Raw genomic sequence first — 12,259 nt, forward strand, 5'->3', positions numbered from 1 at the left:
ACAGGTCGTCCGAGCGCGGCAGCGCCCCGCCCGAGAGCCCACCCTCCGAGACCGAGGAGAGCCGCCCCGAGGGCACCACCGCGGGGCGCGAAGAACGAGCCGGCGAGGAGCGCGGCCAGCGCGAGCGCCAACCCGACGCGACCGGCGGCGAACAAGAAGAGACCGAAGAGACCGGGGCGGGCGAGCGACCACGACCGGACCGCGAACGCGGCGAGGCGGCCGACGACGAGCCCCGCGATGGGAGTGGCGGCGACGAGGTTCGCGACATGGCCGAGCGGCCGAGCCCCGCGGCCGAGCCCGAAACCGAGCCCGCAACCGAGCAGGAGACCCCGCGTCCCGGCGGCGACGAGGACGGCCCCGACGAAGGCCGGCGGACCGACGACACCGCCGAGCAACCCGGGCGCCCCGAGCCACAGGCCGAGCGCGAGGCCCCCCGGCCGGACGCCGGTACCGATGGGGAGCCGGGCGACGAACCGACCGACGAAGAGACCCAGACCGACGGCCCGCCCGGCAGCCGCGGCCGACGCCTTGGCCCGGCGACGACCGACCTGCCCGAGACCGCCGCGGATGCCGGTCAGGCCGAGGCCGTCGAGCGCTTCGACCAACTGGGCGATCAGCCGATGGCCGGCATCGAGGCCGAAGAGTCGGGCAGCGCCGCGCTCGGCGGGCTGGCCGGGGGCGGTGCGACGCCGATCATCCCCAACATGGCCATCCTCGAGCAGCGCCTGCAGCAGGTCGAAGGCGAGCCGGCGCTGCTGCTGCGCAACCAGTTCCGCCTCGAGGAGCGGCGCCAGCAGGCGACCGGCGGCCCCCTGCGCGAGAGCCGGCCATGGTGAGTCCAGCGACCAGGCACGCCGCACTCGCCGTCCTTTGCCTGTGGGCGCTGCTGCTCACGCTGCCGCTGCAGGCGGCCGACAACGCACCGCCGGCCCACCCCTCTCCATTCGGCGCACCGCCGACCGGCTGGCCATTCCGCCCGCCCGCCCCGAGCGATGCCCGAGGCCAGCCGCCGACCTACCAACCGGGCGTCCCACCGGGCGGTGCGCAGCCAGGCTATCCCAACTACCCCAACTATCCCAACTACCCTGGGACCTACCCCGGGGCGTTTCCGGGTGGCTATCCGGGCGGTCCTCCGGGGAGCCCCCCAGGCGGCAGTCCTTGGCCCCCGGCGCAGCCGACTCCCTGGTCGACGCCCTACGGCAGCCGACCCGGCGCGCCCCAGGCCCGCCCACAGCCGGCCGCGGCTCCGGCGATCGAGGCGCGCCCGCCGCGCCTCGAGCTGGAGGTCGCCAGCCGTCAGCCGTATCTGATGGAGAACGTCCTGGTCCGCGTCCGCCTGATCAGCGACACGGAGCTGGCCGAGGCGACGCCGGAACCGCCGGGCAGCGATGCCGTCCTCTGGCAGCGTCTGGAGGAGCCCAAGACCCGCTTGCGCACGATCGACGGCCGACGGGAGATCGTCACCGAGCTAGTCCTGATCCTGACGCCGCTGCGCGCCGGCGACCTCGAGGTCCCGCCGATCCGGATCAGCGGCGCCCATGCCGCGCGGCCCGGACAGAGCGGTCAGCGCTTCGCCGTCGCGAGCGACCCCATCGCACTTCAGGTCCGCCCGGCGCTGGCCTCGGTCAGCCCTTGGCTACCGCTCACCGACCTCAGTCTGAAGGGCAGCCTGGACGGGCCGGCGCGCGTCAAGCCGGGCCAGCCCGTCCAGCTGATCCTGGAGCTCGACGCCACCGGCGCCACCGGCGATCAGCTGCCGAGCCTAGAGCCGCAGCTGCGCGCCGCCGACCTGCGCGTCTACCGCGAGCAGACCCTGACCAGCGCCACCCTGTCGCGCGACGGCGAGGCGCTCGAGGGCCAACGCACCGAGTACTACACGCTGATCCCGCAGACCGGGGGCCGGCTGCACCTGCCCGAAATCGAGCTCGCCTGGTGGAACGTCGCGACCGACAGCCGCGAGGTCGCGACCATGCCGATCCGCACCCTCGGCATCGACGGGCGCCCCGCCACCGGGGGCCTCGGCGGCGACGCCGACTGGGCGAGCTACTGGCTACCGGTGGGCGGCCTGGCCCTGCTGCTGATCGGCTACTGGACCGGCATGTGGTACCGCGGCCGCCTCGACCGGCGACGCGCCCGGGCCGAGGGCGCCCCCCGGCGCCGCCTCGGACCGTGGCGCGAAGGCCTCGCGGCGACCGCCCGTCGGCACCTCGGCAACCGACTGGCCGGCCAACTGGGCGAGCTGCGCCAGCGGCTCGACCCGCGCCCCGCCCTCGCCCACCTCCGCTCCCGGCTGGGGCGCACCCTCCCGCCGAACCTCCGCCTCGCCCTCGCCATCCGCGCGGCCGAGCGGGCGCCGACACCGGCCGACTGGCATGCCCGGCTGCAACGACACCTCGACGGCCTCGAGCCGGCGACACACAGGCCACCGCCCCGCCGCCTCGCCGACCGTCTGCTGCCGATCTGCCCGGCGGCGCGCCGCGCCGAACTGACCGCCCTCCTCGGCGAACTCGATGGCGCCCTCTACGCCGGTCAAGCGCTCGACTTCCCCCATTGGAAGCGGCGCTTCCGCCGCACGATCGGACGCGCAGGCTCGGGCCCGCGGTTCCGAGTGCCGCTACGCCGCGCCACCCTGCCACCGCTCAACCCGCCGGTCGCGCCCTGAGCTGCACCTCGATCGGAACCCCCGTGCGGACCGTCCCGCGGGGCGGCCTCCATCGAGAATGGTCCACCGTGGCCCGGGCGATCATCGCCAACGGCTGGGAAGTGAATGTACAGTGCATACGCAACGGGTTGGCCTGCTGGGACCGCGAGTACGCCGCGGAGCGCTCGCGGAAGGGCCGAAGGCCCTGTGCGGAGGACGAAGCGTGGGCGCGGCGGGTTCGGGTGGCGCCGTAGGAGTAGCGACGGGGGTGAAGAGAATCGACCCAGAGTCGCCAGCCGCACACGTCACGCGCACCCGCTGATGCCTGACTGGCTTACGGGCACAGGGAAAGACCCGACACCTCCCCCCTGTGACTGGTCAACGCCGGACCAAGTTGGCCCGGTGCTGAGATGAGCCCACCGCCAAGCGACGTCAATGAAGCGATGCTCTATCCGCGTTTCCGGTCGAGATTGCCTTGGCTCATGCCTTGACCCAGGTCTTGCCTCGGGCGGTCGCCGGGTCTAGGATCGACCCAACCGCACCAATTGAGGTAATTGATATGATCCGCGAGGCCCCGGCAATGACAGTCCGACAGAACCTCGGCGAGTTGCTCAACGAGATCCAGTATCGCGGCGATTCGGTCGTGATCACCAAGAGCGGCAAGCCGGTCGCGGCGCTCATCGACATCGCCCTCTTCGAACGTTTACAGACCCTGGACGACGAATACGCCCGCCTGCGCGGGGACCTGGCCCAAGGCTTCTCCGACCTTCCGGAGGCGCAGGGCCAGGCCCTGATCGAGGAGGCGGTAGCGGCGATCCGCGGCACGAGGACCTAGGCGCGGATGAAGGTCGTCCTGGACACCAACGTCCTGATCTCAGGGCTCGCCTATCCCAACAGCGTCCCCGGGCGAATTGTCGCCGCCTGGGACCAGCACACCCTGCGGCTGGCCATGTCGCGCTTCCAGTTGGATGAGGTCGCACGGGTCTTGGGTTACCCGAAGATTCGTAAGTTGTTGGGGTGGAATGACGCGCGGATCGAGTCTTTCGTGCGACAACTCGTGCTGCGAGCTGAAGTGGTCGAGATTGCAGACAGGGCCGCCGCCTTGCCGAAAGACCCGAACGACGCGCCGATTCTGGCGACGCTCATTGCCTCTTGCGCCGAAGTGCTGGTCACCGGCGATAGCGACCTCTTGGCGCTGCGTGAGCACTATCGGATCGAGACACCGGCCGACTTCGTCCGACGCTTGTAGTCATAGCCAGAGCCGTTAGCGACATCCGTAAGGAACGGTGCGAGAACGATTGAACCGGCGCCGACCCAATGCCGCGCGCAGAGTTCGTCACACGAATCGGGCGCCGTGTTCGCGCGCAATTGCGCCGGCCAACCAGCTCGACGGCGAGTCGGTACGAACTGGGAGCGCCGGCTTTCAGCCGGCTTCGCGCGCAGGGGGCTCGATGACCCCGGCGCGCAACCTTCGGCGCTGGAACCAGGAGATCACCCATAAGCGCCTCCGGATGGCCGCTGCGCACGTGCCCTTCTACCGGCCCAGACGCCGCCAACGCGGCATCGAGCCGCGACGGCGACGAGCCGGCTGAAAGCCGGCGCTCCCAGTCGGCCACGCGACGGCGACATGGCTCGGATCGCGAGAGCCGGCTTCCGTCGGTCAGTCGTAACTTCTCAATAAGTCATGGCAACCATGAAAACAATGACTTGAAGGTGCTGGCGACTGCGTCCGTGCGCCTCGCCGCTCCTCATTCGCGGTCGATCCTGACTACAAGTCATTGATTCTTCGTCTGCGCTCTCGCTCGACGTGAGACTAGGAGCGCGATTTCTGACTTGCAAGCCATTGATTCTAAATCCGCCACGGGTTATTGAGAAGTTACGGTCAGTCGACCTAAGCCACTGCGGTTTAGGCCTTTTATCCGGGGATACCTCAGGGTCTATCGCCGTCAGACCTCGACGACGACCTTACCAGTGGTACGGCCGCCCTGCAGCGCGCGCAGCGCGCGCGGCATCTCCTCGAATGGAAAGCGTGCGCCGATGTGCGCGGGCGTGGGGCTCAGGGCGAGCGCGGCCGCCGCCGACGCTGGCAGGCGCTCGGCATGCTCGAAGAGCCAGATGAGGTTGAACCCCATGACGCTGCGGTTCTTGTCGATGAGCTTCATCGGGTCGAGCCGCGGCCGGCGCGGGTACTGCCAGGCGAGCCGCAGCCAGTTCGGACGCGCACCGCTCGGCATGAAGTCGGCGGCCCCGTAGAGCACGTGACGCCCCTCGGGGGCGAGGCGCACGAGCGCGGGGAGGAAGAAGGGGCCGGCGAGGGCGTCGAAGACCAGGTCGAAGCCCGGGGCGCCGATCGCGGCGAGCGCAGCATCGAGCTGCGCGGCGAAGCGCGCGGCATCGCGCACGATGACCTGACCACGGGCGAGCCCGTGCCCCTCGAGCACCGGGACCTTGTCGGCGTGCCCGACGGTCCCGATCACGCTGGCACCGCTCGCGCGCGCCATCGCGACCGCGCGCAGCCCGACCCCGCCCGCGGCCGAGTGGATGAGGACCACCTGGCCTGGCGCGAGCGCACCGAGGTGCACCAGGCCGTACCAGGCCGTCAGCGCTTGCACCAGGTAAGCCGCGCCCTGCGCCATCGTCCAGTCGCTGGGGATCGGCACCAGGTAGCGCGTATCGGCGTTCAACGCCGTCGCGTAGCCGCCAAAGCGCGTGAGCACCATCACGCGATCCCCGAGCGCGACCGCGGTCCCGGCGGCTTCACCGCCGGCGCGCGGGGGACCCAGCGCCTCGACGATGCCGGCACACTCCAGACCCGGGACGAAGGCGCCCGGCGGCGTCGCCGAGTACAGACCCAGGGAGGCGAAGACGTCCGCGAAGTTCAGGCCGATCGCCTCGACCCGCACGCGCGCCTCGCCCGGACCGGGTGGCGGGAGGTCCTCGGTGACCTGCGCCAGCCGCTCGAGCGATCCGGCCGATGGCATCTGCCAGACTCGCCGCGTCGTCATGGCTCGACCTCGACGCGACCTGGATGCCGCGCCCAACGGCCGGTCATCGCGACCGAGATACGCGCCGACGGGGCTATAATCGGCGCAGCACCGTCCGCCGCTACCCGTTGCGGGAGGCCATGATGTCTGTTGCACCCCAAACGCATCGCTCCTTCGTCGACTGGCTCGCCATCGAGCGGACCACCACCGACCCACGCAGTGAATATGTCGCCGGCGAGGTCTTCGCGATGGCTGGCGGCACCGAAGAGCACGATCTCATCGTCGCCAACCTGGTCCGGGAGCTCGGCAACCAGTTCAAGGGCAGACCTTGCCGCGTGTACGAAAGCGCGATGAAGGTCCATATCGCCGCCGCCGACGTCGCCACCTACCCGGACGTCATGGTGATCTGCGGCGAGCGCCAGTTCTACGACGGCAGGCGCGACCTGGTCACCAACCCGAGACTGATCGTCGAGGTCCTGTCCGAGTCTACCGAGGCATACGACCGCGGCGACAAGTTCCGGCACTATCGAAACCTCCACAGCCTGCGGGCCTACCTGCTTGTATCACAGTACCGGGTGCAGGCGGAGCTGTTCCTCCGCCAGCCGGACGGGACTTGGAGCCTGACCCAGCTACCAAGCGCCGTCGGAATCCATTCCCCTGCGCGCGATCGAGGCCGACCTGTCGCTCGCCGAGATCTACGACAAGGTGGAGCTGTCGAGGTAGCTGCCTGCGCGTGGCGAGGGTTGGTCGCAAGGCACCATTTCCTGCCGTAGGGTTCGTGGTACGTCTCTGATTTAACGTAGGACGCCGAGTCATGCGTGTCGCCTTCGTCCTGAGCTTCCTCGCCAACCTGACGCTCGCCCTGATCTCGGTCGCCATCCTGCCGGAGCGCGTGGCCATCCATTTCGCCTGGGGCGGGGCCGCCGACGGCTGGGCCCCGCGGCTCGACGCCACCCGGCTGACGCTCGCCCTAGACACCCTACTCTTCCTGACCTTCTGGTTCGCGCCCGCGCTGCTGCGCCGGACACCGGCCAGGTGGGTGAATCTGCCCAACCGCACCTATTGGCTGAGCCCCGAGCGGCGCGAGGCGACCATCGCCCGCCTCGGCCAGCGCCTGTGGGCCTTTGGAACGGCGCTGTTCCTCTTCCTGTTGGCTGCTGGGCTCTTGACCCTCGAGGCCAATCGCGCCGATCCCGTCCGACTCGACGAGCCGCTGTTCCTCGCCGCGCTGGCGGCCTTCCTAGCCTACACCCTCTACTGGACCCTGACACTGGTACGGGACCTGCGTCTGCCGAAGGGCCCGGGCACCTAGGCGCCAGTTCCACAGTCTGGCCGATGCGGGGCGCGAGCGGGACCACGACAGATCGATGCCATCCGAGCCGCACGGGTAAATACCGCATCCCAGTTGCGGTCACTCGGCCCAGGTCGTCTAGCGACCACATCGTCCGCGCTTCTCGTCGATCGCCGCCCGGATATCTGCCGCGACCTCCAGCATCTCGGCGGGCGCGCGGACCTTCTCGCCCGCCTCGAGCCGCAGTGCCGTTGTCAAGGGCCGCAGGACGTCGTGGACCTCCTGTTCTTCCTCCAGCACCGCCGCGAGACAGACCGGGTCGGCACCGAGCGCGACGAGGGTGGGAACGCCCTCCTGGAAGGCCCGTAGCATGCCCTCGTCGCCCGGACGGAATGCGGAGCGGATCTTCCGCACGAGCCCTTCAACGCGCCGCGTCTCTCCGCGCAGCGCCCGGACCATGGCTTCGGCCCAATCGGCCTGAGTCTCAGCCGCGGGCGACTGGGCGCGGCCGGCCAGGTCGCGCAGCCGATCCGCTTTCCGTATCGCCGCCTCGGCATCGCCGCCCATGCAAAGGGCCTCTGCCGCATGTCCGAGCGCGTGGCCAACCAGGGCCTGCACCTGAGCGTCCGGGCTCTCGCCGAAGCATTCGACCACCAGATCCCAGGTCACGATCGCGGCCGCCGACTCGCCGAGCTGGCCCTGCGTGTACCCCTTGTTGACCAGCGCCCCGGCGACCTGAACCTGCAGCTCCCGGTCCGGGCTCTCGCCGAAGCGCTCGACCACCCGATCGTAGGTCGCGATCGCGGCTGCCGACTCGCCGAGCTGGCCCTGCGTGACGCCTTTGTTGACCAGCGCCCCGGCGACCTGAACCTGCAGCTCCCGGTCCGGGCTCTCGCCGAAGCGCTCGACCACCCGATCGTAGGTCGCGATCGCGGCTGCCGACTCGCCGAGCTGGTCCTGCCTGTACCCCTTGTGGACCAGCGCCCGGGCGACCGCATCCTGCAGCTCCCGGTCCGGGCTCTCGCCGAAGCGCTCGACCACCCGATCGCAGGTCGCGATCGCGGCCGCCGGCTCGCCGAGCTGGCCCTGCGTGTACCCCTTGTTGACCAGCGCCATGGCGACCCGAACCTGCAACGCCCGATCCGGGCTCTCGCCGAAGCGCTCGACCACCCGATCGTAGGTCGCGATCGCGGCCGCCGGCTCGCCGAGCTGACGCTGCCTGACGCCCTTGTTGACCAGCGCCGAGGCTACCCGAACCCGCAGCTCCGGGTCCGGGCTCTCGCCGAAGCGCTCGACCACCCGATCGCAGGTCGCGATCGCGGCCGCCGACTCGCCTAGCTCGCCCTGCGTGCACCCCTTGTTGAACAGCGCCGAGGCGACCAGAACCTGCAACGCCCGATCCGGACTCTCGCCGAAGCGCTCGACCACCCGATCGTAGGTCGCGATCGCGGCCGCCGGCTCGCCGAGCTGGTCCTGCCTGACGCCCTTGTTGACCAGCGCCGAGGCTACCCGAACCCGCAGCTCCGGGTCCGGGCTCTCGCCGAAGCGCTCGACCACCCGATCCCAGGTCGCGATCGCAGCCGCCGGCTCGCCCAGCTCGTCCTGGCTGTACCCCTTTTCGACCAGCGCCCGAGCGACCGCCTCCTGGAGTTCCCGGTCCGTGCTTTCGCCGAAGCGTTCGACCACCGCATCGCAGGTCGCGATCGCGGCTCCCGACTCGCCGAGCTGGCCCTGCCTGTACCCCATGTTGAACAGCGCCCAGGCAACCCGAACCTGCAGTTCCCCGTCCGTGCTCTCGCCGAAGCGCTCGACCACCCGATCGTAGGTCGCGATCGAGGCTGCCGACTCGCCGAGTTCGCCCTGCGCGAGCCCCTTCCAGAACATCGCCGTTGCCTCCGTGACCGGATCGGTGATCGGTCTGTTCGGACCCACTGCGATCAGGCTTTCCGCCAGTTGAATCACCGTCTCGAACTCACCGGCCTCGAAATGCCGACGGATCTGGGTCAACGCTTCGGACGATTCATCACCTGCTCGTTTTTCGGACAGGCCGGGGAGCGCCATTCCTTGACCCTCGAAGAGGGTGCGCAGCTCGGGCACCTCGTTGGCCGCGCGGGCGAGCCCCTCCCGAATGCCGTCCGATTCGAGCGCCTCGCTCATCAGTTGGCGCGAGAGCACCGCCAGCTCGTCGCCCTGGTAGTAGGTGACCATGAAGTGGATCAGGTTGCGCACCACGGCCGCCTCGTCGCGGTCTCGGCGCAGCTTGTAGTAGATGCTGTAGAGCCGCTCGGCCGCGTAGTAGGTGCGGTTGCGGCCTGTCCCCTCGGCGACGACGGCGCCCCGCTCGACGAGCCGGCCGAGGAACGCGGAGACCTTGCGGATCTCCATCCGCGCCCGGGCCGCGATCTCGGCGCTGGTCGACGCCTGCCAAAGATCGATCAGCGCGAGGTAGACGCGCCGCTCATGGCCCGGCAGGTCTTCGATGTGACCGCGGAAGTACTCGGTGTGGTCGTCGATCAGCTCGACCAGGTGGTCCATCAGCTGGCGCAGCGACCGGTTGCGGCTGAAACCCGCCAGCACCACCATCAGGCGCGGGCTGCCGCCGGTGAGGATCCGCAACGGGCGGATCCGGTGCGCATCCACGACCTCGCCGCTGATCGCCTCCCAGAGGCGGCGGCATTCCTCCGTGTCCAGCGGCGGCAGACACAGGGTGCGGAAAAGCTCGAAGAAGGGCTCTTCGGCGTTCTCCAGGGCCGCGAAGCGACTGGTGGCGCTGGCGAGCAGCATGATCTGCGGCTCTGTCTGCAAGACCTGGCGCAGGTCCCAGCCGAAATTCGGCTCGGCATCATGGCAGAGCGCCTGCAGGTTCTCGATCATGATCACCAGCCTGCGCCCGAGCCGGTCGGCGGCGTCGAGGACGGTGGCGCGGGCGCGGCCTTCCAGCGCCGGGTCGGTCCAGCCTTGCGTCAGCACGGCGTGGCTGGCGCGCAGCTCGTCCGCGAGGGCCTGATCGATCGGGGCGCAGGACTTGGCCAGGTAGTAGAGACACTCCAGCCAGAAGTCGGCCAGCGTGAAGATCTCCTGGCTCTCCTCCATCAGCCTGACGGGCAGGAGTCGGTCGCTGAAGTGGGGATTGGTGCGGAGCTCGGCGATGACTCGGACCAGCAGCGTGGTCTTGCCCCGGCCCCGCGGCGCCACGACGAGCAGATGCTGGCAGGAGTCCGACCCGATGTTCCCGTCCAGGACATCGAGGACGGCCGCGAGCTCGCTTTGGCGGACGACGAACTGGTCGATGATCTCCTGGTCGCTCTGCCCGGTGCCGACGTGGAACTTGCGCAGTCGCGGTCTTTGCTTGGCGGTCGCTTCGGTCATGGCGTCCCGCCCTCAGCGGCCAGCTCGCGGGCGATCGCGAAGCGGAACATGGTGACCGCGGAAGCGGGCCGCCCACCAGTCCCGCAGCAACAGCGACGGAAAACGGTAATCTCCGTCCGATTCGGCGAGATAGCCGTCGTGGACCAGGACCTCGAGCGTGTTGACGATACGGACGCGGACCTCGTCGACGATCCGTTCGTAGTCGGCCGCCAGGCAGCGTTGTGCTGGGAGAGAGAACGCGCCCACGATGGCGGCCTCGGCCAGGATCTCCATGGCGAGGAGGAAATTCGCCTCGTCCAGACCATCCTTGAGGCGGGTTTCGTAGTGCACCAGATCGTTTTGACCCGAGGGCCCGAGCAGCTCGTTACGGTAGACGTGATCGACATCCGCCACCGTCAGGCGGGCACCGCCGGTCTTGATCGAATGATCGCGAAGCCGGGCGAAGAAGGATTGCACGTGTTGTGGGATGCCGATCCCCAGCCTGTCATAGACGGCACCGGGGACAGCCTCGTCCATCTGGATCGCGTAGCCTTCCGCGAGGCGGCGGAAGCAGTCCTCGCTGTCTCGCTTGGACCAAGGCCCGAGCCGAAACGGATCCAGGTGGTTGATCCGATCCGGGATGCCGAGCCTCTCGAGGAGCGGACGCAGCCCGATGCTGCCCGAGACCATTACCACCAGCGACCCGCGCGGATGGTCTTCCTGCAGCACCTGCCGGAACCAGCTCAGGAATTCATCGACCCGCCGGAGACCATCGTCCCCTTTCTGGATGCGATTCAAAAAGATCGGCAGCTCGTCGACGACGAGGAACACGGGTCTTTCGTAGTCCGCACAATCGGCGAAGAGGTTTTCACCATGGCGACGCCAGTTCGCGGCGTCCAGCGCCGCCCTGACCTTGACTGAGAAGTCCAGCGCGCTCAGCTCTTCGATGCGACCGTCCAGCCAGCGGCCTAGGCCAGACGCAAACCGTTTGACCAACGGCTGCACTCGCTTGACCTCCTTGGCGAACTCGACGATGACATCTTCGGGGCTGGACGCGCCCTCGATGTCGGCGAACAGGAAGACCCAGCCTTCCTCCTCCAGCCGGCGGCCAAGCTCCCTGGCGACGCTCGTCTTGCCCATCCGTCGCTGCCCGGTCAACGACACATGGTTACCGTCTTCGATGCGTTGACGGAGCAGCCGCAGCTCGGTCTCGCGGTCGAAGAAGTTCTCGCCCGTCACCCAGCGGCCAGTGGAGGATTTCATGTCTCAGCCCTCTTCAACGGTTTTGTTGAAGTTTAAAGTCAACAATTTCGTTGTCAACACTTTTGTTGAAGTTGCGAGCCAGAATCCCTGTCCTACAGTCCCTCTTTGGCATGCGATGCCTCGGTCTCGAGCTCATGCGCCGAGGGTCCGCTCGCGAAGCGCGACCCCCTCTCGGTGCAACAGCCGCATGGACGCCGGGGACGAGCGCCCGCCGCTCATGCGAGACGGCGACGGGCATGGGGCTCCAACAGGAGAAATCGATGTCGGCCCCTCCGGGCAGGGCAACCGCTGAATGCTGTCCGCCGGAATGGCCCATTTTGGGGGACCTCGAAAAATTGCCATCCGGGCAATTCTGCAAGGCGCGAAGCGAAAATACGGCCTCCGCTTCGCTTCATTTTCAGCCGTTTACCGCGAACCATGCAGCCGCCTGTCGGGTTATGGCGCGCCTAACCGGACCGCCCGTTCCAGACGGCGTCAACGGAGAGGTCGGTCGGGTTGGCCCTCGGGGCGTAACCCGACGGCCAGCAATGCGGCGACCCCCAAGGCCGCTGGACCCCGCCACCTCGCCGGCCGTGCTCGCGTCCGTCTTCCCTGCGGCCGCCACGGGCGAGCGGTGCTCCTCGCCGTGCGCTCTGGTCCAGGCACGCGGGCTCGGTGTCGTGAAGCGCGACGGTCCGCGCAGCGGACCCTACGGCGCGGACGCGCGGGGACGCTAGCCGACCTCCAGGCAGG

9 protein-coding genes are annotated in these 12,259 nt (G+C 69.1%); 6 read left to right on the forward strand and 3 right to left on the reverse strand.

All coding sequences use genetic code 11. The features are described from left to right. The 4 genes from CKO41_RS09610 to CKO41_RS09625 form a co-directional block, all read left to right on the forward strand. On the forward strand, positions 1-836 hold an 836-nt coding region (locus CKO41_RS09610), incomplete at its 5' end, for a hypothetical protein (protein ID WP_200381995.1). Further along, positions 830-2,662 carry a BatD family protein gene (locus tag CKO41_RS09615; RefSeq protein WP_200381996.1) on the forward strand — a complete coding sequence of 611 codons (1,833 nt, stop codon included), beginning with the start codon at positions 830-832 and terminating at the stop codon, positions 2,660-2,662. The genes CKO41_RS09610 and CKO41_RS09615, both read left to right, overlap by 7 nt. Positions 2,663-3,221: 559 nt before the next feature. Continuing rightward, entirely contained in the window at positions 3,222-3,476 is a 255-nt protein-coding gene (locus CKO41_RS09620) for a type II toxin-antitoxin system prevent-host-death family antitoxin (RefSeq protein ID WP_200381997.1), read from the forward strand. 6 nt (positions 3,477-3,482) lie between these two features. Then, complete coding sequence (locus CKO41_RS09625) at positions 3,483-3,890, forward strand: putative toxin-antitoxin system toxin component, PIN family (RefSeq protein ID WP_242464201.1); 408 nt, start codon at positions 3,483-3,485, stop codon at positions 3,888-3,890. Positions 3,891-4,587: 697 nt separating this feature from the next. On the opposite strand, the gene CKO41_RS09630 is transcribed toward CKO41_RS09625, so the two are convergent. Beyond that, complete coding sequence (locus CKO41_RS09630; protein ID WP_200381998.1) at positions 4,588-5,622, reverse strand: zinc-binding dehydrogenase; 1,035 nt, start codon at positions 5,620-5,622, stop codon at positions 4,588-4,590. On the opposite strand from CKO41_RS09630, the gene CKO41_RS09635 reads away from it, so the two are divergent. Both CKO41_RS09635 and CKO41_RS09640 read left to right on the forward strand, forming a co-directional pair. Further along, complete coding sequence (locus CKO41_RS09635) at positions 5,616-6,398, forward strand: Uma2 family endonuclease (protein ID WP_338115562.1); 783 nt, start codon at positions 5,616-5,618, stop codon at positions 6,396-6,398. The genes CKO41_RS09630 and CKO41_RS09635 overlap by 7 nt on opposite strands. Positions 6,399-6,439: 41 nt before the next feature. Further along, complete coding sequence (locus CKO41_RS09640) at positions 6,440-6,937, forward strand: DUF1648 domain-containing protein (RefSeq protein ID WP_200381999.1); 498 nt, start codon at positions 6,440-6,442, stop codon at positions 6,935-6,937. 117 nt (positions 6,938-7,054) lie between these two features. Here the strand turns inward: CKO41_RS09640 and CKO41_RS09645 are convergent, their stop codons facing one another. Both CKO41_RS09645 and CKO41_RS09650 read right to left on the reverse strand, forming a co-directional pair. Further along, positions 7,055-10,285 carry a tetratricopeptide repeat protein gene (locus tag CKO41_RS09645; protein ID WP_200382001.1) on the reverse strand — a complete coding sequence of 1,077 codons (3,231 nt, stop codon included), beginning with the start codon at positions 10,283-10,285 and terminating at the stop codon, positions 7,055-7,057. Positions 10,286-10,297: 12 nt separating this feature from the next. Further along, the gene (locus tag CKO41_RS09650; protein WP_200382003.1) at positions 10,298-11,527 is read right to left on the reverse strand and encodes an AAA family ATPase; all 1,230 of its coding nucleotides are present in this window, start codon (positions 11,525-11,527) and stop codon (positions 10,298-10,300) included. Between the last annotated feature and the right edge of the window lie 732 nt (positions 11,528-12,259).

This window comes from Thiococcus pfennigii (genome assembly GCF_016583835.1).
In the GTDB taxonomy this organism is placed as follows: Bacteria; Pseudomonadota; Gammaproteobacteria; order Chromatiales; family Chromatiaceae; genus Thiococcus; species Thiococcus pfennigii.